Genomic DNA, 26,332 nt, shown 5'->3' on the forward strand with positions numbered 1-26,332 from the left:
TTCCTCTTGGTCCTGCAAACAGAAACGCATGTGAAATTGTATTTCGTTTTATCGCATTTTTAAGAGTATCGGTAATCGCGGTTTGGCCAACTACACTATCAAAAGTGCCTGGACGCCATTTCCGATAAAGTGCTTGATAAGCCATGAATTCTCTTTCCCTAGTAAAAAACTCTTAACTCTTTAAAAGAGTTAAGAGTTTGTAATTGTCTAATAAAAGGCACATGCCTGAACAACCTTAGTGCTGCTACCCTCCGGTCCTGACACAATTCAGAGGTCAGACATTGCCCAACAAATATAATAGCGTATTTCGCGTGAGATTTCTACTATTAACTATTTTTCTTCTGAATTATTTTTGGCTTCCTTTTGCTTTTTGCGAATTGCCCGAAAAAAGTCTGTCAGCATCTGACTGCACTCATCTTGATATAGTCCCCGAATAACCTGAGGATGATGGTTAAATTTTTCTACGGTAAACAGGTCAACTACACTGCCGGCAGCTCCTGCTTTTGGGTCCATCGCTCCAAAATAAACATCCTTGATTCTGGCGTTGATAATCGCACCGGCACACATGGGACAAGGTTCGAGTGTTACGAATAAGCTGCAGTCGATCAATCGCCAAAAGCCAATATTTTTGCAAGCTTCACGAATGGCAATCATTTCTGCGTGCTGCGTTGCATCTTGATCAAGCTCACGCCGATTGTATCCTTTACCAACCACTTGTCCATCAGGTGCAACCACAATTGCTCCGATTGGCACCTCATCTTGTCTCTCAGCTTTTTTAGCTTCAATAATGGCTAACTGCATATACTTCTTTTTTTCGTCATTAGAAAGCAATAATTCTCCCCCTCAGAAGATTGATTATTACTCATCATAACAAAAAAACAATCGCTTGGTTAACGATTGTTTTTCATTTTAACTTATAAAGTACTAATGTTGCGATTTCTAAAGTAATGGTAGAAAAAGATTCCTTCTACAATCATGTAGAGAGCAGTTAAACCTGCTGGAGTAGCTGTTTCGTTATCGCCTAAAATCCAACCAAACATAAAAATACCACCAATAATGAATAAAACTGCGACTAAATACTTAATAAACTTTTGCATAACAATCACCCTTATAACTTTATTTCTTGTTTCCGCTACCATTATAAAAAGCAAAAATATGAAAGCAAAGCATTTTTGCAAAGTCCAATACTACTCTAATGAGGGTTTCAGCGCTTTTTATTTAATTCATTATTTAATTATTATTTTTGTGCTTTTAAGATGTAATAACCCTTATCTCTTTGCAAAATTTCGCAGTTGCCAAAAGTAGCTTTTAATAATTTGCGTGCGCTTGGTTCGCCCTGCTTTTTTTGAATTACCACAAGTAAAATGCCGTCTTTTACTAAATGATCAGCTGCACCCGCTAAAATTGCAGAAACGACTTTTTTACCGGCACGGATCGGTGGATTAGTGATAATTAAGCCAAATTTTTTGCTTTTATCCACCTGTGCATAAACATCTGAAGAATAGATTTCCACATTATCGATGTGATTAAGCTGAGCATTTCTTTTAGCCAATTTAAGACCACGCTCATTAACGTCGACCATTTCTACGGTCTGGTTTGGCCAAAACTTTGCCGCAAATAAGCCTAGTGGACCATAGCCTGTCCCGACATCAAGAATTCCGGCATCCGGAAAAGTCACATTGTGCATAGCCTTGATGAGTACGCCTGAGCCATAGTCAACCCGCATTTTTGAAAAAACGCCTGCATCAGTATTGAATTTTAAATCCACATCCGCCACGTGGTAATCCACAACATGTTCATCATGGGCAGCATCAGGATTTACGGCAAAATACATTTGATTCTTTTCTGCACTCATTTTCTATCTCCTTTATTTTTAAGCCAGTCCTTAAAATGATGCCATTCACTGCTGTTTTGTTGTTCTTTAATAGCCTGAATTTGTTCCTTCAAGTCTTCGTTTTGTTGAGCTAAATTATCATTCTTTTTTTCAAGTTGATTTAATTTTTTAAGGATTAATTTTAAACTTTTTTGTGTTTCGCTCTGCGTTGTGACTGAATTTTTTCTCATAAAATATGTCGTCAGAGAACTGGAAACCATTTCCATCATGCCAACGCCAATGATAATCATGACTAAAACAACGAATTGTCCGATCATTGTATGCGGTACAAGTGTATGCGTTGAAATATCGCCATAACCTACTGTGCTGGCAGTTGTTATTGCCCACCAAAAAGCTCGATTAAGAGGAACATGTTCAATAATTGAAAAAGCAATACTGAAATAAAGCATGTACAGGATGCCATTGTCCATTTATAAGTTTTAGTTTGAGTATAGGTATTATCTTTAAACACACTTTTATTTTAAAGAAAAGAATGGACTCTGCAAAGAGCAGAGTCCATTCTTTTTATAATTTTGCCTAACGGCATCAATTATTTAAGGGTTACAGTTGCGCCAACGCCTTCAAGTTGTTCCTTGATCTTGTTAGCTTCATCTTCTGAAGCGCCTTTCTTAACGATAACTGGAGCACCGTCAACCATCTTCTTGGCATCAAGCAAGCCCTTGCCAGTGATGTCACGAAGTTCCTTGATAACCTTAACCTTTTCTTGACCTGCTTCAGTCAATTCAACGTCAAAGCTTGACTTAGATTCAGTAGCACCTGCAGCACCTGCAGCTGCAACTGGTGCAGCAGCTGAAACGTCAAATTCATCTTCAATAGCCTTTACAAGGTCGTTCAATTCAAGAATTGAAGCGCCCTTTAAATCTTCAATAATCTTATCCTTATCTAAAGCCATTATAAGTATCCTCCGAAATTTTAGAATTTAGATATTATTTACAATAATAATTATTCTGCTGAACCTTCGTCTTCAGACTTAGAATCAGCAACAGCCTTAACAACATATGCAACCTTGCGAATAGGATCTTGTAAGCAAGAAACAAGCATTGAAAGCAAACCTTCGCGGCCTGGAATAGCAGCGAGTTCTTTGATTTCGTCTTTTGAAGTTAACTTTCCTTCAAGCATACCACCCTTGATTTCAATAACGTCGAAATCATCTTCGTACTTAGAAACGATACGAGCTGGTTCAGTAACATCATCAGCGTTATCAGTGTAGATAACAGCAGTAGGGCCAACGAAAGTATCGTCAAGGCCTTCGATGCCAGCCTTAGCAACAGCACGCTTCAAGTAAGTGTTCTTGATAACTCTCATCTTAACGTCGTTATCACGAAGTTCCTTACGCATGTTGGTTACTTCTTCAACAGTCAAACCTAAGTAGTTGATAACCAAGATAGCCTTAGCATCCTTAAGTTCATCGGCAAAAGCATTAACAAGCTTTTCTTTTTCTGCAATAGCAGCTTTACTCAATTGATTTCACCTCCATGATGACATTAATAAATTCTATAAGGCCTAAAAAACTCCATGCCGAAAGACATGGAGCATTAAAATCTTCATTATCTTCTGGCCTCGGCGGGATTTTGAGGCGTCATGCCACCCGAGTCTTAGGTAGAATTTACTTTAAATAGTATAACAGCCTATTTTGCTTCTGGCAAGGAAATATTTTAAAATTCTAGATTGTTTTCTCTTCGGTGGCATTAGTTAATTCATTTAATTCACCAGTGGTCTTGTAAACAACCCACATTGCCAAATTAACAATATGATCACCAATTCTTTCAAGCAATCTTGTTACGACAAAATAGCTTGAAGAAGCAACTGCTGCCGAAGGATCGTTTTCAATTCCGTCAACAATCAGTTTTCTAGCCTTAACATAATCCTCGTCAATAGCTGCATCTCTTGATGCAACATCTTTGGCCATCTTTTCGTCATCCTGGACATATGCAGTTAAAACTTGAATCAACATGTGTCTGACATTATGAGTCATGTTTGAGATGATCTCCTCAACATCCGGAATTCGTGGATTGCCTTTTACTCTGATTGTTTCAAGAGCAATACTCATCGCATTTTCCCCGATTCTTTCCAAATCAGTTGTTGCTTTCAAAATACTGATCACTACTCTAAAATCGGTTGCAACAGGTTGCTGCAAAGCCATTAACTTTAATGCTTTCTTTTGAATATCCAAAGATTCATGTGGGATTTTTTCTTCATCATCGACAATTGACTGTGCTCGCTTTTTATCGTGAGCGACGAATGCTCTAGTTGCATGATCAATTTCATCATTAACTAACACACCCATTTCCATAAATTGGGTATTTAATTTCTTTAATTCATCTAAAAATATTTCGTGCATCTTATTTCTCCATTGGTTTAACCAAAACGACCGTTAAGGTAATCACTTGTAATTTGCTTTTTAGGTGCAATGAACATTTCTTCAGTTTTGCCTGCTTCAATTAAATTACCGTTCATCAAAAAGGCTGTTTGATCCGAAATTCTACCGGCTTGCTGCAAGTTATGCGTAACCATGATAAACGTATATTTACGCTTCAGGTCCATTAAAGTTTCTTCAACCTCAGAACTTGAAATTGGATCAAGAGCACTCGTAGGCTCATCAAGCAAAACTACTTTTGGCCGAATCGCCAACGCGCGTGCGATACAAATTCTCTGCTGTTGTCCGCCGGAAAAAGCTTGTGCATTGCGTTTTAAATTATCTTTAGTTTCTCTCCAAATTGCGGCCTGTTTAAGACTTTCTTCTACTCGCTGATCAATTAATTCTTTATCTTTAATACCGGCAATTCTCAAGCCATAAGCAATATTGTCATAAACTGAGAACGGAAACGGAGTTGGTTGTTGAAATACCATGCCAACTTCTTTACGCAATTCAACTAAATCCATTTTAGGGCTATAAATATCTTGTCCTTCAAACAGAATTTTTCCAGTAATGTTGATATTTTCAATATCATCATTCATTCGATTCAAGCAGCGCAAAAAAGTGGATTTCCCACACCCTGAAGGTCCAATCAAAGCGGTCAATTCATCTTCATGAAAGTTCAAACTGATGCCATGTAATGCTTCATAGCTGCCATAACTCAGTTTGACATCTTTTGCAGTAATAACGTCCTTCATTATCTTTCCTTTATCCAAAACTACCCTGAATGTAATCTTCTGTTAACTTGCCTTTAGGATTGGTAAAGATCTCATCTGTTGAATTATACTCAATAACATGTCCTAAATGGAAGAAAGCAGTATATTCACTGATTCTTGAAGCCTGCTGCATATTGTGCGTAACCATGACCATCGTATAATTGGAACGCAGTTGTTTCAAAGTATCTTCCAATTTTGAAGTAGATACGGGATCTAACGCACTAGCTGGCTCATCAAGTAAAAAGGTTTGACTGCTAAAGCCCGAGCAATGCAAAGGCGTTGCTGCTGACCGCCGGAAAGGGCCAATGCGCTTTTATCAAGCTTATCTTTTACTTCATCCCAAAGAGCAGCAGCACGTAAACTTTCTTCAACAATTTGATTCAATTTCTGTTTATCGTTTTGACCATTAGCCTTTAGGGCATAGGTAATATTTTCACGAATTGATTTTGGAAAAGGATTTGGTCGCTGAAAGACCATGCCAATATTCTTCCGTAATTCATAAACATTGATATTCTTCTGATTTACGTCTAAGCCATGGAACATAATTTTGCCATCAACTCTAGCTACCTGATCATTCATTCGATTTAAGCAACGTAAGAAAGTTGATTTCCCTGACCCAGAACCACCAATTAAAGCGGTAATCGTATTTTTCTTAAATTGTAAACTGGCATCAAACTGTTTTTGAATCGTTCCCCCATAAAAAACACTTAAGTTTTCGGTATAAAGGGCACGATCTTTTTTATCAAAAGTTTTAATATAGCTTGGTTGATCGATAATTTCCATTCGCAACACCTACTTTGCTTTAGCTGCTGTCAGCTTTTGGTACAGCTTATTACCTAAATAACGTGCACCTAAGTTGAACAAAATAACTACAATCACTAATAAAGCTGAAGTTGCGGCTGAAACAACGGTTGCATCTGGAATAATACCTTCGGTATTTACTTTCCAAATATGAACCGCTAGGGTTTCGGCTGGACGCATAACATTTAAAAAACTGGTTGGACTAAATGGATTCCAGTTAGAGTAATTAACAGTTGATCCACTTTGTCCGGCTGTATAAATTAAGGCAGCTGCTTCACCAAAAATTCGGCCGGCACTCAAAATCAATCCAGTTAGTATTCCTGGCAATGCTGCTGGAAGAACAATGCCTCGAATCGTTTTCCAATTAGACAGACCTAACGCAAGCCCCGCTTCACGCTGAGATTGTGGTACGCCATTTATTGCCTGCTCCATGTTGCTTGTCAAAATTGGCAAATTGAAGAAGGTTAAAGCTAGTGCACCAGAAATAATTGAGAAGCCTAAACCAAATTGAACGACAAATAGTAAATAGCCGAATAAGCCCACAACAATTGATGGCAATGAACTTAGAATTTCAATCGTTGTTCTAATCAAACTGGTAAACCAATTATCACTTGCATACTCAGATAAGTAGATTGCAGCTCCTAAAGCAATTGGAAAAGAAATGATTGTCGTCAAAATCAACAAATAAATTGAATTAAACAGCTGATCCCGAACGCCGCCCCCTGCTTGATAAGAAGAAGCCTCAGATGTCAAAAAGTGCCATGAAAGATGCGGAAGGCCGGTCCATAAAATGTTCCCAAGGATGCCTGCCAAAATCAAAACTACAATGGCTACCAACCAGTAAATAACCCAGGTAGCGATTTTATCAGTATTTTTCGCCTTCATTATTTGCTGCCCTTTCTACCAACTAATCTAACCAAGAAATTAAACACTAATGACATAATAAGCAAAAGTAGAGCTAATGACCATAAAGCATTATTCGGCAAAGTTCCCATTACTGTATTGCCCATTTGACTAGTCAATTGACTTGTTAAAGTAGCTGAAGGACTAATCAAATTTGCTGGCATGAGAACCGCATTACCAATAACCATTTGAACAGCTAATGCTTCGCCAAATGCTCTCGCCATTCCGAAAATTACCGCCGTTAAAATCCGCGGCGTAGCCACCTTTAAAGTTACTTTATGAATTGTCTGCCATTTTGTTGCTCCTAAGGCAAATGAAGCTTGACGAAATTGCTTAGGAACTGCTTTTAAGGCATCAACCGTTAAGGAGGCAATCGTTGGCAAAACCATTACAAATAAAACCAGGGTAGCCGCTAAAATACCAAACCCGGTTCCACCGAAGATTTTTCTAATCGTTGGCACGATAATGGTTAAACCCAAAAATCCGTAAACCACGGACGGAATCCCTACCAACAGTTCAATGACAGATTGCAAAAAGCTGGCACCCTTTTTGGATGTATATTCAGTCATAAAGAGTGCTGCTGCGATTGCAAATGGTGTCGCCACAATTGCAGCCAGCAAGGTAACGGCAAATGATGTGACAATCATTGCAGCAGCGCCGACGTGATTTTTACCTTCACTTGGATCCCAGTCAGTTGAAGTTAAAAAGTGAAATACATTGACATGATCACTAACAAAAGTAGATAATCCGTGGACACCAATAAAACCAATTATAGAAATAACCAACACGATAATGAGGCCGATTGCTGCATAAGTTAAACCTTTGCCCCAATATTCTTGGTGCGTTTCTTTAGAAGGTTGCGTTAGCTTTTTGATATTGACATCGTTAGGACCAATTTGATTTATCTTAACGTGTGGTACTTGTTGTTCAGCGATTGCTTGATCAACAACTTGTTTTAATTCGTCTTTTTTCTTCATTTTCCTTTAGTTGCCTATCTTAGTAACTTGATTGTTGCTATCTCTTTCTACCTTCATATCCTTAATACTTAAATAGCCGATCTTCGGAATTAAATCCTCCTGTACTTTGCTTCCTAACATGTAATCAATAAAGTCTTGCGTTGCTTTGCTTGGCTTTAGCTTCGTGTACATATGCTCATAACTCCAAAGTTGCCATTTATTCGTTGTGATATTTTGATTGGTAGGTTGGATGTTATCAATACTCAATTTTTGAATATTTTGATCATTTGCATAAGGGAAAGAAATGTAGCTAATTGTTCCCGGCGTTGAAGCAACAATCTTTTTTACTGTTCCATTAGAATCTTGTTCTTGCGCAGCAACCGGCTTTTTGCCTTTAAGGACGATATCTTCAAAAGTAGTCCGAGTCCCGCTGCCTTTGGAGCGATTAATAACAGTAATTGACTCATTTTTGCCGCCGACTTGTTTCCAATTAGTAATTTCACCAGTAAAAATCTTTTGCAGCTGCGTTAAAGATAAGTTTTTAACACCAACATCTTTATTGACTATTGGAACAATTCCAACGACAGCGATTAAATGATCCTTAAGCTTTTTTGCATTAATTCCACTTTGCGTTTCGGCAAAAACATCGGAAGTTCCAATTTGGACTGCACCGGCTTGAATTTGACTTAATCCAGTACCAGATCCTCCACCTTGAACTACAATATTGCTGCTTGGATGTGCAAGGCGATAATCATTGCCGGCCTGTTCAGCAAGCAATTGCATCGCACTTGAACCAACAACTGTAATTCGTGAACTATTATTTTGGCATCCAGTTAAAAAAAACAGCAGTAATAAACAAACTGTAATTATTCCGCCAAAGTGATGTTTATGCATGAGTGGCTCCTTTTTACTTACTTAAATTCAATTAATGATACCATAGAAAAAAAGCGCCTCGCAATACACGAGACGCTTTTATTGATTAATTTTATTAAACTAGTTCAAGTTTAATGGATCAAGCTTGATCCCTGGACCAAAGGTTGCTGAAACAGCAACGCTCTTGATGTATTGACCCTTAGCGGATGCAGGACGAGCACGTAAGATTACGTCACGTAAAGCATCAAAGTTTTCTACTAATTGATCAACAGTAAATGAGACCTTACCAATAGCAACGTGAATAGCAGCTTGACGGTCTAGACGGTATTCTACTTGACCAGCCTTAACGTTCTTAACAGCCTTTTCTATGTCCATAGTTACAGTGCCAGTCTTAGGGTTTGGCATCAAGCCCTTAGGTCCAAGGATACGACCTAAACGACCAACCTTAGCCATCATCATAGGGGTTGCTACAACAACATCAAAGTCCAAGTAACCGTTTTGAATCTTTTCAACTAATTCATCAGAACCAACTTCGTCAGCACCTGCGGCCTTAGCTTGTTCAGCTTGTGGACCTTCAGCGAATACGATAACCTTTTGGGTCTTACCAGTACCGTTAGGTAAAACAAGTGAACCACGAATTTGTTGGTCTGCTTGCTTAGGATCAACACTCAAATTGTAAGCAACATCAACTGAAGCGTCAAAGCTTGCATATGAGGTTTCCTTAACAAGTTCCATAGCTTCTTTTACTGAGTAAAGCTTGTTTGAATCTACTTTTTTAGCAGCTTCTAAATATTTCTTACCATGCTTTGGCATGTGATTTCCTCCTTGTATATGTGGTCAAACGAGTTTTCTCTGAACTCTCCCACCTAATGTGTTACTTAAGCTCCTAAATAACCGGATTAGTCTTCGACTTCGATACCCATACTTCTAGCGGTACCTTCAACCATACGCATAGCAGCTCCAATATCAGCAGCGTTAAGGTCTTTCATCTTAGTCTCGGCAATTTCCTTGACTTGGTCCTTAGTTACCTTACCAACTTTCTTGGTATTAGGTTCACCAGAAGCCTTCTTGATCTTAGCAGCTTGCTTAAGCAAAATAGCTGCTGGTGGAGTCTTAGTAATGAATTCGAATGAACGATCTTCATAAACTGTAATAACTACAGGGATAATCATGCCTTTTTGGTCAGCAGTTCTAGCATTGAAGTCCTTAGTGAAACCTACAATGTTAATACCAGCTTGACCCAAAGCAGGACCAACTGGAGGTGCAGGTGTTGCAGCACCAGCTGGGATTTGTAACTTAACTACGTTAATAACTTTCTTTGCCACGGTCAAAACCTCCTTGATTCCGTGATGCGGTTAAAATGGGGAATTTACCTATTTCTCCTCCCACAATAATAAACGTACTTTAGTATCTTACCATGGTTTAACCGCAATTACAACAACTAATTATCTAGTTTATTCTTCATCAAGCTTCTTTACTTGATCGTAATCTAATTCAGCTGTCGTTGCTCGACCAAACATGTCTACTGAAACATAAAGCTTGTATTATCTGGTTGAATATCGGTGATCTTACCAACTATGCCGTTAAAGGCACCTTCAGTAATCGTAACATGTTCACCCAATTCGAAGTTGACAGTTGGCTTCTTCTTTTCTGGTTGACCTTGTTGGTTAAGCAAACGTTCTACTTCTTCTGGAAGAAGTGGTGAAGGTTTGGAACCACCACCATGAGAACCAACGAATCCAGTAACGTTTGGGGTATTTCTAACGACGAACCAGCTTTCATCAGTCATTACCATTTCAACCAAAACGTAGCCTGGGAAAATCTTTTCTTCAACTTCTTGTTTTTTGCCACGAACAGTTTCAACCTTTTCTTTTTCTGGAACCATTACACGGAAAATGTAGTCTTGCATTCCCATGCTTTGTGCACGTGACAATAAGTCAGACTTTACTTTGTCCTCATAGCCAGAATATGTGTGTAAAACATACCATTGTTTTTTTGCTGTTTCGACCATTTAAATATTTCTCCTTAAATTATTGCAAACAAAAAAAACCTCGCAAATGAGGTTTTCTTAATCAGTTAGCCATATTATACCACGGTCTGATTTTGTTAGCTATTATTATCTTCTTTACATAACTGCTTGAGTCAATGCACTGAAAGCCCAGTCAAGTGCACCCAAATAAATGGCAAACAAAATTGAACTCACAATAACAATCATAGTATCGTGACGATTTTGTTTGTAAGTTGGCCATGTAACTAATTTCATTTCATGTCCAACACTCTTAAAGAACTTAAACATTCTCTTACCTCGTTTCTTTATGTAAAGTCATCTTGCCGCAATGTTTGCAAAACTTTTTCAATTCAAGTCGCTGAGTGCGATTTTTGCTTGCGGTGATTGAGTAATTGCGTGACCCACAGACGCTGCAGGCTAAGGCTGCTTTTCTAACTGCCATAATCTCACTTCCAAACTTAAATTATTTTAACAGGATTAATTCAATAAAGCAATTAGTCTTAATTTGTAAACAAATCTGGATGCCGAGTTTGAAAGGCTGCGATTTTTTGATAACTATGACTAATTTCTTTTTCTACCTCATGATAGATAGGGATCAATTCTTGATAAATTTTTACATCTTTATCATTTGGAAAATAAACTTTATCTTCTTTAACAAAATTGCCAATTTCATTTAGCTCATGATTCATCCCTAGAGCAAGACGCGCTAAAAACATGGCCGCCAAAGTACCACTTTGATTGTTTTTCAATGCGGTGACTGGCAGATTAAAGACGTTAGCCAGCATTTGTCTAACAAAATTGCTTTTTACAAAACCACCCGTAACTCTAATCGTTTGTGGCTTGCCAATATTTTCCGTGATAGCATGTGAGGCCCCTAACAGATTAAAAACAATCCCCTCGATAACGCTGCGTGCTATCTGCGGTTTAGTATGATTACGCGTTAGTCCGACAAAAGAGCCTTTAGCATCAGCATTCCAAATGGGTGCCCTTTCTCCGCCTAAATATGGATGAAAAATCAGACCACCACTGCCAGCAGGAACAGTCTGAGCAATATTCAAGAAATCTTCGGCTGTTTCATCAGCATTAAAAATTGTTTTGCGTGCCCATTCAAAAATAATCCCGCCGTTATTTACAGGTCCGCCAATTAAATATGAATTATTATTTGCCGGGTAGCAAAAAAATCTGGTCTTTTTATCAATCACTGGCTTATTTACTAGCGTTCTGACTGCTCCTGATGTGCCGACATTAAGGGCAAAATTATTTTTATTTAAAACAGCGACACCGATTGTAGACAAGTAGCCATCGCTCGCTCCTAGTACGATTACCGTGTTGGAATTTAAATTTAATTTTTGACGATATTCATCATTTATCCAAGAAATAATTTGGGTTGGGTTGGTTAATTTGGGTAATTGTTCTGTATCCAAATCTAACTGAGCTAGAATTTCTTTATCCCATGTTAAAGTTTTTAAATTAAGCATCCCGCTGCCGGCCGCCATAGGAATGTCTTCCCATATTTCACCAGTTAAGCGATAAATTAAATAGTCTTTTATTCCTATCCAGTATTTTGCTTTTTTATAAAGCTGATGATTATTCTCCTTAAGCCACAACAATTTATAAACTGGTGCCATCGGATGAATCGGTATGCCGGTGTGTAGATAAATTATTTGTGCAAGGCCAGTTGCTTTGGCCTTAGCAACTGTCTCTTCGGCACGATTATCCGCCCAAGTGATGCTGTTAGTTAATAATTTTTTATTTTCATCTAAACCAATCAAGGAATGCATCTGGCTTGACCAGGAAATTGCCAAAATTTTGCCATTCGCTTTTTGGGAAAGTTTATAAATAATTTGCTGAACAGCATCAAAAATCACTTCTGGATCTTCTTCAGCCTGACCAATTTCATCTTGAATCAAAGGATATGGAATGCACATTTCAAAAATTTGACTGCCATTTTCATCATAAAGCACGCCTTTGGTTGCGGTCGTGCCAACATCCATGCCAATTATGTAGTTCATATTTTTTGAATAAAACTTCTTCCAATATTTAGATAATTAATTTTCAAAATTATAGCAGATTATAAAAAAGAGCACAAAAAAACAGCTACTAATCAGTAGCTGTCATGGTGGTCAAACAAAGCGTGACCACTGTGCGTAGAACATTGTTTTTAGTCGGATTTACTTCTTAAGATTTTCGTTGACGAAGGCTTTAATTTTATCGTCAGAGTCTTTCAAAAATGGAAGCATATCTTCCTCCGTCTTCATGGTATCTCTACCATTCTTTTCCATGAAATAGTCCCAAAGGGCATCTCTAACTGGTAACTTTGAATCGCTCCAGTCAAAAACTTCGTTCATGTGACGGTCTAACAATGCAGTCTTAATAATTTCGTCTGTCATCTTAAATTACCTCCTAAAATATTCTACGAGATATATTATACCAAAGATAGCAGTTATCAGCTAGCGATTACTGTCCATTTACTTAACTTGATCAAAGACTGCTTTCAATAATTTTTGATAAGCACGTTGACCTGCGCGCTTGATTTTCTCAATTGACATATTATATTTTTCTGCTGCTTCTTCAATTGTGTAATGACCTAAAAAGACCTTCATCGCAACCAATTCAGGATCAGACAAATTTCTGAAAAAATCAGCTAAGTTCTCCATATTCGCAACCGTAGCAATTGGCTGTTCAATCGGCTCAATTATTTTGTTGCTATCACATTCAATTAAAGCCTCAAGTGATAACATAATTTCATTTCCAATTCTGCGGCTGGTTGTACGGTAGCGCAATAAGTCAACTGCTCGATTATATAATCGCTTCTTATAAAAAGTTCCAAACTTGCCTCGATTTGGATTGTAGCTGTCAACTGCATCTAAGCAAACAATCAGTGCTTCTTGTTCCCAGTCGTCATCATCAAAGTCGCGGAAGTAGAATTTTCTTCTACTCTTTACAACTAACGGACGATATTTTTCAAATAATTGCAATAATGCTTTTTCATCGTCTTGACGTGCTGCACTGATTAATTTTGCTTCTTTCTTTGCATGGATCATAATTATTTACCCTCACTTTTTTATTTTTCTTAAAACCTCTGAGTATTAGAATACGGGATAAATAATGACAGAACTACACTTCGGCAATTGGAGGCAAACAAAAAACGATTTTTGTCTTCGCTGCCACTCACAAAAATCGTTACTTGTATCTGGTCAAATCCTTATTTTAATGGATTTCTGCTATTTAACATTTGATATAGCAGAATACCGGTTGCAACACTGGCATTTAAGGACTGCACATGCCCTACCATTGGCAAAGTCAGAGTTTGATCCATCTGCTTTTTTAAAAGTGGAGCAATCCCCTTGCCTTCATTGCCAATAACTAAAACTGTTTTGCCGTTAGCGTTCCACTGACGGTAGTCCGTTCCCTTCATGTCGGTGCCAAAAATCCAATAACCGCGCTTTTTCAAATTTTTTGTTGTTTGTACCAAATTATTAACTCTAGCTACCGGTACATAATCTATTGCTCCGGTTGATGTTTTTGCAACTACCGATGTCAAGCCAGAAGCATGGCGCTTAGGAATAATAATCGCATCTACTCCAGTTGCATCAGCTGAACGTAAAATTGAGCCAAGATTATGAGGGTCTTCAATTGAATCTAACATTAGCAAGAATGGTTCCTTACCTACTTGATCAAATTCATCCAGCAATTGATCAAGGTCAGCATATTCAAAACTAGAAACAGCCAACACCAGGCCCTGATGGTTTCCGCCAGCTACCAGTCGATCCAATTTATTCTTAGGTGCTGTCTGAACAACTAATCTTTTTTTCTTAGCTAAAGCATAAACTTGATTGGCAAAATCTTCTTGAACCCCATGCTGCAAAAAGACTTTATTAATTCGATCTGCTGATTGTGTTTTTAAAAAGTCTAGTCCGGCATGACGGCCAAACACGAAATCTTTATCATTCGAAGTCATATTTTTCTAAATCTCCATTTTCCACAGCATTAATGCACCAAAAGACCAATTGATTAACTCGCTCATATTCACCAGCCAAGTCAAGATAGCCCAACATCGCTTCAAAGCCAGTCGATAATTGATAGGTTTTCAAACTAGTATGCTTAGCCTTAGTGTGAGTTTTGGCATTACGCCCACGACGGAAGGCTGTCAGCTCAATTTCTGACAGCATTTGCTCATCTCTCATCTTGGTGATCAAACCAGCCTGAGCTTTAGCGGAAACATAATGCGTAGCTTCTCGCTGCAAAACTTGTGGTCGCACAATTCCGCCTTTAACTAGGTGCCGCCGAATATAAACTTCATAAACGGCATCCCCCAAATAGGCCAAAGTCTGACCATTTAAAGTATCTGGATTGACATCTGTTTCAGTTAACTTCTTTACTTTAATCACGAGTCCACCTTGTTCCTTGAGGAGTATCTTGAATCGTAATCCCCATTTTTTTTAATTGTTCTCGAATTTGATCACTTGTAGCCCAATCTTTATTTTTACGGGCTTCATCACGCTTTTTAACCAACGCATCAATTTGCTCATCTTCTGCACTAGCTTTAGTTGCAACCAGCTTATCACAATCGATGCCAAAAATATTCAGCCATTGGCAAAGCAGCTTCTTGAACTGCTTTAGTTCAGTTTTGTCTACATTAGCAAGATTAGTATTTGCGTTAACCACTGGCAATAATTCATAAATTGCTGTTAAAGCATTTTGAACATTAAAATCGTCATCCATTGCCTGTTCAAATTTAAGTTTGGTTTGAGCAACGGCCTGCTTCAAGGCAGCATCTTCTTGGCTAGCTGTGTCATCTTCCAAGCGATAATTAATGTTAGTCAGTGTATTCTTAAACCGCTCCAAAATAACCTGAGCTTGCTTTAAATTATCTTCTGAATAATTGATTTGTCGACGATATTGAACACTGGCCATAAAGAAACGCAGAACTTGTGGATCTACCTCTTTGATAATATCGTGCACAGTCACAAAATTATGCAAAGATTTTGACATCTTTTCTTGGTCTTTACCTACAGTGACAAAGCCATTATGAAGCCAATAATTAACAAATTTCTTGCCGGTTTTGGCTTCACTCTGCGCAATTTCGTTTTCATGGTGTGGAAATTCCAAATCTTGTCCACCACCATGAATATCGATGGTGTCGCCTAAATATTTGGTTGACATAACTGAACATTCAATATGCCAGCCTGGACGGCCTTTACCCCATGGTGAGTCCCAAGCAATTTCATCAGGTTCCTTTTGTGCCTTCCAAAGAGCAAAATCGATCGGATCTTCCTTACGCTGCTGCTCAGTATCGTTAATATGCTCTGAAGCACCTTCTTCAAGTTGCGCAATATTTTGATCACTCAATTTGCCATAATCGGCAAACTTTTTAGCACGGTAATAAACATCGCCATCAACTTCATAAGCATAACCCTTAGCAATCAATTCTTTTACAAAGGCAATGATCTCTTTTATTTCATGAGTAGCACGAGGATGGAGCGTCGCTGGTTCAACGTTAAGTGCCTCTGTATCCTCTAAATAAGCATTAATATATCTTTCAGCAAGCTTAGGAACAGTGGTATTTTCAGCTCTTGCTTCATTAATCATCTTGTCATCGACATCAGTAAAGTTAGAAACGTATTTAACTTTATAACCCCGATATTCAAAATAGCGACGAATCGTGTCAAACGCAATTACGCTTCTGGCATTGCCGATATGAATGTAGTTATAAACCGTTGGTCCACAAACATACATGCTAATTTGTCCGGGAACTAATGGTTTGAACTCCTCTTTTTTACGCGATAAGGTATTAAAAACTTTCACAGCTTGCTCTTTCCCTTCTTTGTAATCATTACCCATATTTTACCAAAGAAAAAAGAAGCTGCAGTCATTTACAGCTTCTTTTTAGATTTTATGGTTTTAAAAAATTAAAGACCATTCTCTTCCATTTGCTTTAAGGTCAAGTCCAAGTGTTTAATTACCTTTTCCTTGCCTAAAAGTTCCATTGCTTCACCGATACCAGGGCCTACCATTGATCTAGTAGTAGCAATTCTGATTGGCATAAACAACTTTCTACCCTTGATGCCAGTAGCACGACGAGTAGCTTGGATTGCATTCATGATTTGAACCGAAGTGAAGCGAGGAATCAAATCTAATTGCTTCTTGAATTCTTCAATTACTGGACGGGCATCGTCCTTCTTGATTTCCTCAAGTTCTTCATCTGACAGGTTTTCTGCATCAGTGAAGAAAATCTTTGCCATATCAACAATTTGTTTAGTATATGACATTTGAACTGAATAAATGTTTACCAATTGGCGAACCCATTCCATCTTTTCTGGTGTTGGATGTTCATCAACAAGGCCTGCTTCTTGCAAGTTGTTAAGTGCCAAATCAAGCAAGGTATCACGATCAGCCTTCTTGATATATTGGTTGTTAACCCATTCAAGCTTCTTTTGGTCAAAAGCGGCAGGTGATTTTGACAAACGTGAAGGATCAAATTGCTTAATAAATTCACGTTTGCTGAAGATTTCACTTTCACCCTTTGGTGACCAGCCAAGAAGCGTAATGAAGTTAAACATGGCATCTGGCAAGTAGCCAAGGTCACGATATTGTTCAATGAATTGCAAAACTGATTCATCACGCTTTGAAAGCTTTTTACCAGTAGTAGCGTTAATAATCAAAGTCATGTGACCAAACTTAGGTGGCTTCCAGCCAAGTGCTTCATAAACAACTAATTGCTTAGGAGTGTTTGAAACGTGGTCATCACCACGAAGAACATGAGTAATCTTCATTAAGTGGTCATCAACAACAACGGCAAAGTTATAAGTTGGCATGCCATCACGCTTTTGAATAACAAAGTCGCCGCCGATAGTGTCTGATTCAAAGCTTAAGTGACCCTTAACGATATCGTCCCATTCATAAGTTTCCATTTCTGGAATATGAATACGAACAACTGGCTTCAAGCCCTTTGCCTTGGCTTCATCTTGAGCCTTTTTAATTTCATCAGCAGTCATGCCTTCATATTCATAAGTGTAGTGAGGAGCAATGCCCATTGCACGTTGTTCTTCACGTTGAGCTTCAAGTTCTTCTTCAGTCTTGTAAGAATAGTAAGCTTTGCCTTCGTCAATCAATTGCTTGATGTATTTGTTATAAATATCTTTTCTTTCTGATTGACGATATGGACCATAGTCTCCACCCTTATCAGGACCTTCGTCCCAGTCGATACCAAGCCAATGCAAGTTCTCCATCTGTGACTTTGAACCGCCTTTAACGTTACGCTTTTGGTCGGTATCTTCAATTCTTAAAACAAAAGTACCCTTATTGTGACGAGCGAATAAATAGTTAAAAAGTGCAGTACGTGCATTACCAATGTGTAAGTGACCAGTTGGACTTGGTGCATATCTTACACGAATCTTTTCTTTAGCCAAAATTCATGCCTCTTTCAAAAATAATGGATTGTAACAGTATTAGTTTACGCGTAATAGACAAAAAGTTCAATCTTACTAATTAAAAACTAACTTTAATGCTTGAGGGACGCTAGAAACAGGAATAACTTCAATTCCATTATTCATTAAGCTTTTGCTGAGATTATGTCGTGGAATAAAAATTCGCTTAAACCCAACTTTTGCGGCCTCTTTTACTCGTGCTTCAATTTTATTGACTCTTCTTACTTCACCAGTCAAGCCAACTTCACCCACAAAGCAATCAGTCGGTTGAATCTCCTTGTCAGTATAGCTGGAAGCAACGGCCATGATTGCAGCCAAATCAATCGCAGGCTCACTAAGACAAATACCACCGGTAGCAGTTAAGTAAACATCTTGATTCTGCAGCATTAAGTTACCTCGTTTTTCAAGAACAGCCAGAAGAAGAGCTGCACGATTATAGTCAATTCCCGACGTCGTTCTTTTAGCATAACCAAAAGCGGTCGGAGTAACCAAAGCCTGAATTTCTGCGAGCAGCGGCCTTGTTCCTTCAAGCGAAACTACTACCGCCGATCCGGTTGATTGCGGCAAACGCTGATCAAGAAAAATTGAAGATGTATTGGTAACTTCTCTTAAGCCACCGTTTTCCATTTCAAACATCCCAATTTCATTCGCAGCGCCAAAACGGTTTTTAACAGAATGCAAAATCCGGTATGAATGGTGTTCATCCCCTTCAAAGTAAAGGACTGTATCTACCATATGTTCCAAGATTTTCGGCCCAGCGATTGCACCTTCCTTGGTAACATGCCCAATAACAAAAACCGTAATGGCATCCATTTTAGCGATCTTCATTAGTTCACTGGTAACCTCACGGACCTGTGAAGCTGAACCAGTCATTGAATCTAAACTTGGTTCATTCATCGTTTGAATTGAATCAATAACCACAAAATCTGGTTTAATATCATCAATGGTTTCTCTGATATCATGCATGTCGGTTTCTGGATAAAGCAGCATTTGACTTTGACCAACGCCTAGGCGGTCTGCCCGCAATTTAATTTGATTTGCCGACTCTTCACCTGAAACATAGAGAACTTTATATTTTTTGGATAAATCGCTCATAATTTGCAGCATCAGAGTAGACTTGCCGATTCCTGGATCGCCGCCGATTAAGACTAATGATCCTGGCACAATTCCTCCGCCCAAAACGCGGTTTAATTCTTCTGATTCAGTTGGAATTCGGTTTTCCTTTTCAGCCTTTACTTTTTCCAAATTGACCGGTTCATTAATCCCTGTCTTTTTAATTAATTGACTAGGCGCTGCTTTAGCTGAATGCTTTTGAACTTCTTGCGTTTCTTTTTCAAATTGATTCCATGCTCCGCAGTTAGGACAGCGACCCAAATAAGATGCTGAAATATAGCCGCATGAACGACATTTATATTGTGTTTTTACCCTTGCCATTAATGCCCCTCATTCTCATTAGTTGATCCAAAACCACTGATTCTCTGACGATCAATTGGATCATCATCATCAGTTTTTAGATATTTCATAAAAATACCTTGTGCAATTCGATCTCCCTTGTGAATATGAAGCGGACGAACGCCGTAGTTGATCATTTGCACAAAAATTTCGCCTTCATTTTTTGGATTATCGTAGTAATCTGCATCAATTACGCCAATTCCATTTGGCAAACTAAGATTGCGCTTGAAGGTGTTGGAGGAACGGTTAGCCAAAATAAGCACCTCATCTTCAGGCATGTAAGCTTTTAAGCCTGTAGGAACTAAAATTGGCTTTAACAATTTTTCTGCCATTTCATAGTCACGTTCAAAAATTTGATGGCCGTTTCTAATCAACCGAAAGATTCTTACAAAATTTAACCGCCAAATACTTGGAATTGTAATATCTTCGGCTGCTTCAAGATCATAGCCGGCACTAGCTAAAGTCTGCCGTCTTGGCAAATTAATTCCTTGATCTTGATAATTAGAAACAACTTCAAAGCCACGTATTTTCATCTTTAAAAAACTCCATCATTTATTACTTTTATTTTGCTAGGTATCTATTTTACAATGTTTTATTGAAAGCAAAAAGAATTTATTCCTCTATCTATTAAATACGTAAAAAAATCTCTTTTTACCGTCAAAAGGAAAATAAAATGACTATCCCAACAAAAAAATATTTCACACGTAAAAACGACAACGATATAATCACATCTCGGACCGATCTCGATTTAATTGAGCGAAAGGACGAGACCGTTTGGATTATGAATCATCTATTTCTTAATCCTGAACAACATGATCAACATGAAATTTCACTTATAATGCATGATGTAGTTGTCTTTGTCCAAGAAAGTGAAAAAAAGATTTGGCCATTGGATCCAATTGCAATTAAATATTTCAAACAGCATCCCGAATTAGAAGCCATATGGTACAACAAACCATTTAATTTTTAAGCGCCTTCATGGACGCTTCTTTTTTTATAGGATAAAATAGGAATTGATTAAATGTTGATTAAATCTCTAAGGAGGAAAATATGGCAAAAGAAATTTCTAGTGATATCATTGCTAAATTTGAAAATGACTTAACTAACCACCCTGCTGCCAAAGTTGCTAGCCGGGCCGCTCAAGAAAACGGTATTTTTAAAGCAAGTCAAGACTTGCAAACTAAGATTGATTTAGACCCAACTTTCTCAATCGAAATCGATACTGGCAAACCTGCTGACCAAAAGCAATCTGGCCGTTGCTGGATGTTCAGTGCTTTGAACACCATGCGTCACCCATTGCAAAAGAAGTTCAAGTTAAAGGACTTTGAATTGTCACAAAACTACACTAACTTCTGGGATAAGTTCGAAAAATCCAATTGGTTCTTTGAAAATGTTATTGCAACTGCCGATAAAGATTTAGGTGATCGCAAGGTTTCATTCTTATTTGCTACCCCACAACAAGACGGTGGGCAATGGGACATGCTCTGTGGCATTATTGAAAAATACGGTATTGTTCCTAAGAGCGTTTATCCAGAAACTGCCAACTCAAACAACTCAAGTGCATTAAATGACACTTTGAATACTTTGCTTCGCAAAGATGGTCTTGAATTGCGCAAATTGGTTAATGATGGCAAATCTAAAGACGAAGTCGAAAAGCGCAAGGAAGAAATGTTAAACGATGTCTTCCGCGTTCTTTCAATTTCTCTTGGCGTTCCACCAAAGAAGTTCAACTTTGAATACCGTGACGACGACAAGAATTACCACATTGATAAGGACATTACTCCAAAGGAATTCTTTGATAAATACGTGGGCATGGATCTTGAAAACCACATTTCCACAATCAATGCTCCAACTGCTGACAAACCTTTCCACAAAGTATTCTCAGTTGAATACTTAGGAAACATTGAAGGCGGTCGTCAAGTTCGTCACTTAAACTTGAAAGTAGACGAAATGAAGGACTTGATCATCAAGCAATTAAAGAGCGGCGAAGTTGTTTGGTTTGGTTCAAATGTTGTTAAGGATTCTGAACGTAAGGCCGGTCTTCTTGATACTGCACTTTACAGACGCGATGAATTATTTGATGTTGACTTTTCAATGTCTAAGGCTGAAATGCTTGATTCTGGCGAAAGCATGATGGACCACGCAATGGTAATCACCGGTGTTGATATCGTAGATGGCAAGCCAACTAAGTGGAAGATTGAAAACTCATGGGGTGACAAGCCTGGATTCAAAGGTTACTTTGTTATGAGTGATAAGTGGTTTGATTCATTTGTTTATCAAGCAGTTATCAACAAGAAGTTCTTGCCAGATGACTTAAAGAAAGCCTACGACGAAGGCAAGAAGAATCCCATTCAATTATTGCCATGGGACCCAATGGGTGCTTTAGCCTTTAAGTACTAATAAAATATTTTTCAACAAAAAAGAAGTTGCTCTTGTGAGTAACTTCTTTTTTTACCAAATATGCAGCAATCTTGTCGGATCAAGCTTGCTCAAATTGAATTGATGAACATGTTGTTCACGATTTTCTGGGAATTCTTTTAAATAATCAGCAACATTATATAGCCCCGTATTATAGGACCAAACACCGTGAACCTTATGAATTGGATCCAACATTTCGTTTCTAATCGGATACGCTGAAATCAAAAAGTGCTTGTGATGAAATTTAAAAACAAAATAAGGCAATTTAAATTCTTTCACAGCTTCATCACGAGTTTTCGCAATCGTAACCACATTTCGATAAGTACCATATTTTTCTGTGAATTTGTTGTTGAAAGAAAAATAAAAATTCGAGATATGCACATGTGGAAAATCTTCTTCCGCAACTTGATCAGGAACTGCAATCACATGAAAATAACGATCAAGATTGCTTTCACGTTGCGAAAGAGCCTTTTCCATTTGACTTGGAACAATTCCATGTGCCCATTCTGGAACCTCGGGATGGGCTTCATACGAACGATACATTTGTTTAATTACTTCGGGCTTTACCCAATCATAATGCATTCTGATTTGATTGCGTTTTAATAAGCTCTCCAAAGTATTATGCTGCATCAGGTCAATAACGAATAATTCGTAATGATACTTATCAACCCATGGCTTGAAATGCTCGATTTCACTAGGAACAATATGGGTCCCATCTACAATTACTGTTTCGCCATAAGACATCTTATGTTCGACCAAATTGTCGACCATTTTTTGCATCTGCACAGTTACATGACGCGGGATCACCTGGTGTAAATAATCGGCTTCCTCTTGATAATATACAGTTAAATCCGCCAATAATAACCGAATTTGATCACGACTGATCGCATATGGTTGTAAGTGATGACGGGCAATAAAAGAAGATTTACCAGAGCCAGGTGCGCCTCTCAATAAAAATATTTTACGCATGCCAAATACTCCAAACTATAAATAATAATTAATTCGTAATAAATTTTACCATAATTGTGACCCATTCCATGAATCAGAGCATTAAAAAAGTGTGCAAGCGCACACTAATTTAAAATTTGTTTATCTATAATTCTCATATCGTCATTCATTGTGTAAATAATTGGCTCCGCGTTAGGAACTTCCAATTTTACAATGTCATGGTCATTAATACCTTCAAGTTTTTTGATTAATGCACGCAAACTTGAACCATGAGCAACAATTAATTGATCCTCCCCACGCATCATCCTTGAAGCAACTTCGTCATAATAATATGGCATTAAACGCAACTGAGTCTGATGCAAACTTTCTGCACGTGGCATTAAATGTTGATCGCATAAACGATAACGACGATCAACAATCGGCGATCCTTGCTTAGGCGGAACGGAATCAAAACTCCGCCGCCACATTAGGACTTGCTCTACGCCAAAGACCTTGCGCGAGATGTCCTTGTTAAGGCCCCTTAAAGCGCCATAGTGGCGTTCATTTAGGCGCCATGTCTTAGTGATCGGCAAATACAAAAAGTTGCACACATCGGCTACAATATTGGCTGTGACAATTGCCCGCGACAAAACCGAAGTATGGATATGCGTGGGATGAAAATCAGAGATTTGGTTAATTAAGCATCCTGCTTTGCGTGCCTGCTGCTCTCCTTTTTTGGTTAATGGTACATCATTCCAGCCAGTATACACATTAGCGGCATTAGCTACACTTTCTCCATGTCTAACTAAAACTAATTTGACCATTTTATCCCCTTAAATAAAATTACACAGCTTCATAATCAGCATGACTATGCCGCCGACAGTAAAGATCACACCTAAAATCGTAAAAGCTCTTAAGCCGGCTTTATTTGTTGGTTGATGTCGTCGGTTATAAGCATAGGACAAATCATACAAACCGACAATAATTACGATAATTGCTGTAAAAATATTAACTCCATTTTTCATTTTCGCACCTAATTTTCCTTGCCCCGTTCAACAATCATTTTATCATTTCGACCACGCTCGCATTCTTCTTGCAAGTTAATATGGTTGACCCCTAACTGATCTTTTAATTCTCGTCCAATTCTTTGACAAAGATCTTCAAATTCACCACAAGTCAAGTTCTTATCCACATTCAAATGGGCATCCAGCATTATGTAATCGTCACTATAACGCCAAATATGGACATGGTGAATATTTTTAACTTCTGGATAGCTCAGAACAATCTGATTAATTTTCTTCAGGTCGATGTCTGGATTTGATTCCATCAGAACGTTTGTCGCTTTCATCGTAATTTCGTAAGCTTCATGCAAAACAAACAATGAGACCAGCATAGTTAAAATAGGGTCTAGCCAATCAATCTTCCAAAAGTAAATAAAACTGGCCCCAATCACAACCGCTAAACTGGACAAGGCATCACTCATCATATGCACAAAAGTTGAACGTACATTTAAGTTTCCTTTAGCATCCCGATGCATAGCAAACATAGAAATAAAATTAGCAATTAACCCAATTAAGGCAACGACTAGCATTACGCCACCTTTAATATGTTCAGGGTTCCAAAAACGTTCGATTGCTTCAATAAAAAGGACAAGACTGATAACAATCAAAATGACGCCATTAGTAAAAGCGACTAAAGTTTCGGCCCGTTGATAACCAAAAGTCTTATTTTTATTGCGGTTTCTTTTACTAATCAAATGAGCAACAAAAGACAAAACGATCGCACCAACATCGCTTAAATTATGCACTGCATCCGAAAGCAAAGATAATGAGCCAGAAATAATTCCACCGAAGAATTCCGCAATCGTAATGATTACATTCAACAAAGTAACAAAAACATAGCGTTTTGTAGTCCGATCTTGTTTATCCATAAATATTTTCCTTTCGCCTATCCAGTTTACCAAAAAAAGCCCCACTTCTGCAGTAGGACTTTTTATAAACTTTCAGCATTTCGATTATAGTCGATAATTTCAAAGCGACCATCATCATGAAGCAATCCGCGAGTAACGCTGCCGTTATCTGGAAATGGAATATCATGGTAGCCATCGCTTTTCTTCCAATATTTGATTGTTAAGGTTTTAATAAAATCACCATGGGAAACAAGCAAAACACGCTCTTCATCCTTTGTTAATTCATGAAGATTCTGGATTCCCCTTTTCATTCGTTCATCCAGTTCTTGTTTATTTTCTGCTAAATGACGTGGATCAGCTTCTTTGGTTGCTTCTCTGAACTTTTCTAGACCAAGCTGATTAATAATTTTTTGCACATTGGTTCCGTAGCCTATTCCCGCTGTCTTAGCGATTTGTGCCCAGGTTTTATTGATATTGTCGCCTTCAAAACTACCGAAGAAAACCTCTCTAAACTCTGGCAATTTTCTAATTTTTCCTATTTGAGAAACAGTATTTGCATTCTTCATCAAATGAACAGTATCAATTGCCCTTTTTAAATCGGATGAATACATATTATCAAAGTGTACTTGTGCTAACGCTCTAGCTGTGCGTTTTAAATCATCAATTCCCTTGACCGTTAATGGAGAATCGCACCAACCTTGAACTTTATTCAGCTGATTAAACATTGTTTCTCCATGCCGAACTAAATAAACTTCTGTAGTCAATAAAATTCTCCCCCCTTTAGATTTACAGCTACGTATATATTTTACCAGATCTATAGGTATGCTGTATAGACAGGTAACTTGCTAAAATAACGGAAAAGCCTGCGGTAATCCAGCGCACTGCTTTAGGTGACAAATATTTAATGCATTTCTGGCCAATAAAGTTACCAATAAACAAACCAATTGCAAGCGGTATCACTTTCCCCCCAGTCAACTTTTGCACCAAAAATAAAGACAATTAGTGCCACCAGGTTGCCTAAAGAGCCCAAAATATTTTTCATTGCATTAACGGCAACAAAACTCGCATCACTAACGTAAGTTAAAAATATTAAGTTTAAAACTCCGGCTGCAGCACCAAAACAGCCAGTATACATTCCAGCAAAAACATGCCAATACAGGCAGCAATCGTTTTACCTGTAGAACGTTTGACTTTTAAATTAAAAAACTTTTTGTTGCCATTTAATAACAGCATTGCAGCTGAAAAAATGACAAAGAACAGTACCAGTTTTTCAAAAACAGTGCCAGGAAACCTTAATAAAAGCAAGCTCCCGATCAAAGCTCCACTTAAAATAAACAGTGCATATTTGGCCGATTCAAACCAATGCCCTTTCATTTCTTGCAATGAAGACAAGGCCGAACCTGCGCCAGTAAAAATAAATGCAGCGGTATTTGTAATATTTGCCATTACCGGTAGTGCACCTGCAATTAGCAAAGCTGGATATGAAACAAGCGATGCATAATCGCAATTGCAGAAACCATTCCTGCCAGAATGCCAACAATAATTAAAAAGATAAAGGTTCCGATAATCCCCGTTTTTTACCTCAAATTTTTTATCAAAATACAAAATGCTATTAAAATTATACAATGT

General features: G+C 38.1%; 33 protein-coding genes, 1 other RNA gene, 2 pseudogenes and 1 other annotated feature. Of the genes and pseudogenes, 2 read left to right on the forward strand and 34 right to left on the reverse strand.

All coding sequences use genetic code 11. The features are described from left to right. Positions 1 to 198: 198 nt before the first annotated feature. The 27 genes and pseudogenes from ffs to HMPREF0493_RS03395 form a co-directional block, all read right to left on the reverse strand. Positions 199 to 298: signal recognition particle sRNA small type (gene ffs / locus HMPREF0493_RS08050), an RNA gene on the reverse strand. 32 nt (positions 299 to 330) lie between these two features. After that, positions 331 to 831: a tRNA adenosine(34) deaminase TadA gene (gene tadA, locus HMPREF0493_RS03275; RefSeq protein ID WP_006351863.1), complete on the reverse strand. Its 501-nt coding sequence runs from the start codon at positions 829 to 831 to the stop codon at positions 331 to 333. A gap of 83 nt (positions 832 to 914) precedes the next feature. Then, entirely contained in the window at positions 915 to 1,097 is a 183-nt protein-coding gene (locus HMPREF0493_RS03280; protein WP_040457124.1) for a hypothetical protein, read from the reverse strand. A 140-nt stretch (positions 1,098 to 1,237) separates the two neighbouring features. After that, positions 1,238 to 1,855 (reverse strand): class I SAM-dependent methyltransferase, encoded by a 618-nt coding sequence (locus HMPREF0493_RS03285; protein ID WP_006351865.1) that lies wholly within the window; start codon positions 1,853 to 1,855, stop codon positions 1,238 to 1,240. Next, positions 1,852 to 2,304, reverse strand: a complete 453-nt coding sequence (locus tag HMPREF0493_RS03290; protein WP_006351866.1) for an ion channel — start codon at positions 2,302 to 2,304, stop codon at positions 1,852 to 1,854. Before HMPREF0493_RS03290 ends, HMPREF0493_RS03285 begins: the two co-directional genes overlap by 4 nt. A gap of 119 nt (positions 2,305 to 2,423) precedes the next feature. Further along, positions 2,424 to 2,786 (reverse strand): 50S ribosomal protein L7/L12, encoded by a 363-nt coding sequence (gene rplL, locus HMPREF0493_RS03295; RefSeq protein ID WP_006351867.1) that lies wholly within the window; start codon positions 2,784 to 2,786, stop codon positions 2,424 to 2,426. Between the two features lie 50 nt (positions 2,787 to 2,836). Continuing rightward, positions 2,837 to 3,355 (reverse strand): 50S ribosomal protein L10, encoded by a 519-nt coding sequence (gene rplJ, locus HMPREF0493_RS03300; RefSeq protein ID WP_006351868.1) that lies wholly within the window; start codon positions 3,353 to 3,355, stop codon positions 2,837 to 2,839. Between the two features lie 34 nt (positions 3,356 to 3,389). Next, positions 3,390 to 3,512 (reverse strand) — a sequence feature (ribosomal protein L10 leader region). A gap of 45 nt (positions 3,513 to 3,557) precedes the next feature. Further along, positions 3,558 to 4,235: a phosphate signaling complex protein PhoU gene (gene phoU / locus HMPREF0493_RS03305; RefSeq protein ID WP_006351869.1), complete on the reverse strand. Its 678-nt coding sequence runs from the start codon at positions 4,233 to 4,235 to the stop codon at positions 3,558 to 3,560. A 17-nt stretch (positions 4,236 to 4,252) separates the two neighbouring features. After that, the gene (gene pstB / locus HMPREF0493_RS03310; protein WP_040457127.1) at positions 4,253 to 5,008 is read right to left on the reverse strand and encodes a phosphate ABC transporter ATP-binding protein PstB; all 756 of its coding nucleotides are present in this window, start codon (positions 5,006 to 5,008) and stop codon (positions 4,253 to 4,255) included. A gap of 10 nt (positions 5,009 to 5,018) precedes the next feature. After that, a pseudogene (gene pstB / locus HMPREF0493_RS03315) lies at positions 5,019 to 5,809 on the reverse strand (phosphate ABC transporter ATP-binding protein PstB). A 9-nt stretch (positions 5,810 to 5,818) separates the two neighbouring features. After that, on the reverse strand, positions 5,819 to 6,712 hold the full coding sequence (pstA, locus tag HMPREF0493_RS03320; protein WP_006351873.1) for a phosphate ABC transporter permease PstA: 894 nt from the start codon (positions 6,710 to 6,712) through the stop codon (positions 5,819 to 5,821). Next, positions 6,712 to 7,707 (reverse strand): phosphate ABC transporter permease subunit PstC, encoded by a 996-nt coding sequence (gene pstC / locus HMPREF0493_RS03325; RefSeq protein ID WP_006351874.1) that lies wholly within the window; start codon positions 7,705 to 7,707, stop codon positions 6,712 to 6,714. Before pstC ends, pstA begins: the two co-directional genes overlap by 1 nt. Before the next feature lie 6 nt (positions 7,708 to 7,713). Beyond that, complete coding sequence (locus HMPREF0493_RS03330; RefSeq protein ID WP_006351875.1) at positions 7,714 to 8,580, reverse strand: phosphate ABC transporter substrate-binding protein; 867 nt, start codon at positions 8,578 to 8,580, stop codon at positions 7,714 to 7,716. A gap of 99 nt (positions 8,581 to 8,679) precedes the next feature. After that, complete coding sequence (rplA, locus tag HMPREF0493_RS03335; RefSeq protein WP_006351876.1) at positions 8,680 to 9,372, reverse strand: 50S ribosomal protein L1; 693 nt, start codon at positions 9,370 to 9,372, stop codon at positions 8,680 to 8,682. An 86-nt stretch (positions 9,373 to 9,458) separates the two neighbouring features. Beyond that, positions 9,459 to 9,884 carry a 50S ribosomal protein L11 gene (rplK, locus tag HMPREF0493_RS03340; protein WP_006351877.1) on the reverse strand — a complete coding sequence of 142 codons (426 nt, stop codon included), beginning with the start codon at positions 9,882 to 9,884 and terminating at the stop codon, positions 9,459 to 9,461. 129 nt (positions 9,885 to 10,013) lie between these two features. Beyond that, positions 10,014 to 10,570: pseudogene (nusG, locus tag HMPREF0493_RS03345) on the reverse strand (transcription termination/antitermination protein NusG). Positions 10,571 to 10,684: 114 nt separating this feature from the next. After that, entirely contained in the window at positions 10,685 to 10,855 is a 171-nt protein-coding gene (gene secE, locus HMPREF0493_RS03350; protein WP_006351879.1) for a preprotein translocase subunit SecE, read from the reverse strand. 4 nt (positions 10,856 to 10,859) lie between these two features. Next, complete coding sequence (gene rpmG, locus HMPREF0493_RS08325) at positions 10,860 to 11,009, reverse strand: 50S ribosomal protein L33 (RefSeq protein WP_006351880.1); 150 nt, start codon at positions 11,007 to 11,009, stop codon at positions 10,860 to 10,862. Between the two features lie 58 nt (positions 11,010 to 11,067). Further along, a complete protein-coding gene (locus HMPREF0493_RS03355; RefSeq protein WP_006351881.1) occupies positions 11,068 to 12,579 on the reverse strand; it encodes a gluconokinase in 1,512 nt (503 codons plus the stop codon). A gap of 159 nt (positions 12,580 to 12,738) precedes the next feature. Beyond that, entirely contained in the window at positions 12,739 to 12,957 is a 219-nt protein-coding gene (locus HMPREF0493_RS03360) for a P8 family protein (RefSeq protein ID WP_006351882.1), read from the reverse strand. 78 nt (positions 12,958 to 13,035) lie between these two features. After that, positions 13,036 to 13,611 (reverse strand): sigma-70 family RNA polymerase sigma factor, encoded by a 576-nt coding sequence (locus tag HMPREF0493_RS03365; protein WP_006351883.1) that lies wholly within the window; start codon positions 13,609 to 13,611, stop codon positions 13,036 to 13,038. A gap of 161 nt (positions 13,612 to 13,772) precedes the next feature. Beyond that, positions 13,773 to 14,528, reverse strand: a complete 756-nt coding sequence (rlmB, locus tag HMPREF0493_RS03370; RefSeq protein WP_006351884.1) for a 23S rRNA (guanosine(2251)-2'-O)-methyltransferase RlmB — start codon at positions 14,526 to 14,528, stop codon at positions 13,773 to 13,775. Continuing rightward, on the reverse strand, positions 14,515 to 14,958 hold the full coding sequence (locus HMPREF0493_RS03375; RefSeq protein ID WP_006351885.1) for a Mini-ribonuclease 3: 444 nt from the start codon (positions 14,956 to 14,958) through the stop codon (positions 14,515 to 14,517). Before HMPREF0493_RS03375 ends, rlmB begins: the two co-directional genes overlap by 14 nt. Beyond that, positions 14,951 to 16,375, reverse strand: coding sequence for a cysteine--tRNA ligase (gene cysS / locus HMPREF0493_RS03380; RefSeq protein WP_040457130.1), 1,425 nt, complete (start codon positions 16,373 to 16,375; stop codon positions 14,951 to 14,953). The genes HMPREF0493_RS03375 and cysS overlap by 8 nt, the downstream gene beginning before the upstream one ends. 104 nt (positions 16,376 to 16,479) lie before the next feature. Then, the gene (gene gltX, locus HMPREF0493_RS03385; RefSeq protein ID WP_006351887.1) at positions 16,480 to 17,979 is read right to left on the reverse strand and encodes a glutamate--tRNA ligase; all 1,500 of its coding nucleotides are present in this window, start codon (positions 17,977 to 17,979) and stop codon (positions 16,480 to 16,482) included. Positions 17,980 to 18,054: 75 nt separating this feature from the next. After that, the gene (radA, locus tag HMPREF0493_RS03390; RefSeq protein ID WP_006351888.1) at positions 18,055 to 19,431 is read right to left on the reverse strand and encodes a DNA repair protein RadA; all 1,377 of its coding nucleotides are present in this window, start codon (positions 19,429 to 19,431) and stop codon (positions 18,055 to 18,057) included. Next, positions 19,431 to 19,982, reverse strand: coding sequence for a dCTP deaminase/dUTPase family protein (locus HMPREF0493_RS03395; protein ID WP_006351889.1), 552 nt, complete (start codon positions 19,980 to 19,982; stop codon positions 19,431 to 19,433). Before HMPREF0493_RS03395 ends, radA begins: the two co-directional genes overlap by 1 nt. A 248-nt stretch (positions 19,983 to 20,230) precedes the next feature. On the opposite strand from HMPREF0493_RS03395, the gene HMPREF0493_RS09005 reads away from it, so the two are divergent. Both HMPREF0493_RS09005 and pepC read left to right on the forward strand, forming a co-directional pair. Continuing rightward, complete coding sequence (locus HMPREF0493_RS09005; RefSeq protein ID WP_228116998.1) at positions 20,231 to 20,419, forward strand: hypothetical protein; 189 nt, start codon at positions 20,231 to 20,233, stop codon at positions 20,417 to 20,419. A gap of 80 nt (positions 20,420 to 20,499) precedes the next feature. Then, positions 20,500 to 21,849, forward strand: coding sequence for an aminopeptidase C (gene pepC / locus HMPREF0493_RS03405; RefSeq protein WP_006351891.1), 1,350 nt, complete (start codon positions 20,500 to 20,502; stop codon positions 21,847 to 21,849). Between the two features lie 51 nt (positions 21,850 to 21,900). Here the strand turns inward: pepC and HMPREF0493_RS03410 are convergent, their stop codons facing one another. The 7 genes from HMPREF0493_RS03410 to HMPREF0493_RS09015 all read right to left on the reverse strand — a co-directional run bounded on the left by HMPREF0493_RS03410 (position 21,901) and on the right by HMPREF0493_RS09015 (position 26,149). After that, positions 21,901 to 22,836: an AAA family ATPase gene (locus HMPREF0493_RS03410; RefSeq protein ID WP_006351892.1), complete on the reverse strand. Its 936-nt coding sequence runs from the start codon at positions 22,834 to 22,836 to the stop codon at positions 21,901 to 21,903. A gap of 104 nt (positions 22,837 to 22,940) precedes the next feature. Next, positions 22,941 to 23,618, reverse strand: a complete 678-nt coding sequence (locus HMPREF0493_RS03415; protein WP_006351893.1) for a 2,3-bisphosphoglycerate-dependent phosphoglycerate mutase — start codon at positions 23,616 to 23,618, stop codon at positions 22,941 to 22,943. A gap of 9 nt (positions 23,619 to 23,627) precedes the next feature. Next, complete coding sequence (locus HMPREF0493_RS03420; RefSeq protein ID WP_006351894.1) at positions 23,628 to 23,819, reverse strand: hypothetical protein; 192 nt, start codon at positions 23,817 to 23,819, stop codon at positions 23,628 to 23,630. 8 nt (positions 23,820 to 23,827) lie between these two features. Further along, positions 23,828 to 24,724, reverse strand: coding sequence for a cation diffusion facilitator family transporter (locus HMPREF0493_RS03425; RefSeq protein ID WP_040457133.1), 897 nt, complete (start codon positions 24,722 to 24,724; stop codon positions 23,828 to 23,830). A 62-nt stretch (positions 24,725 to 24,786) separates the two neighbouring features. Further along, positions 24,787 to 25,467 carry a histidine phosphatase family protein gene (locus tag HMPREF0493_RS03430; protein WP_006351896.1) on the reverse strand — a complete coding sequence of 227 codons (681 nt, stop codon included), beginning with the start codon at positions 25,465 to 25,467 and terminating at the stop codon, positions 24,787 to 24,789. A 161-nt stretch (positions 25,468 to 25,628) separates the two neighbouring features. Further along, positions 25,629 to 25,838 carry a sulfite exporter TauE/SafE family protein gene (locus HMPREF0493_RS09010; RefSeq protein ID WP_006351897.1) on the reverse strand — a complete coding sequence of 70 codons (210 nt, stop codon included), beginning with the start codon at positions 25,836 to 25,838 and terminating at the stop codon, positions 25,629 to 25,631. Further along, the gene (locus HMPREF0493_RS09015; RefSeq protein ID WP_006351898.1) at positions 25,799 to 26,149 is read right to left on the reverse strand and encodes a sulfite exporter TauE/SafE family protein; all 351 of its coding nucleotides are present in this window, start codon (positions 26,147 to 26,149) and stop codon (positions 25,799 to 25,801) included. The genes HMPREF0493_RS09010 and HMPREF0493_RS09015 overlap by 40 nt, the downstream gene beginning before the upstream one ends. Positions 26,150 to 26,332: the final 183 nt, after the last annotated feature.

Source organism: Lactobacillus amylolyticus DSM 11664 (assembly GCF_000178475.1).
GTDB classification, from domain to species: Bacteria; Bacillota; Bacilli; order Lactobacillales; family Lactobacillaceae; genus Lactobacillus; species Lactobacillus amylolyticus.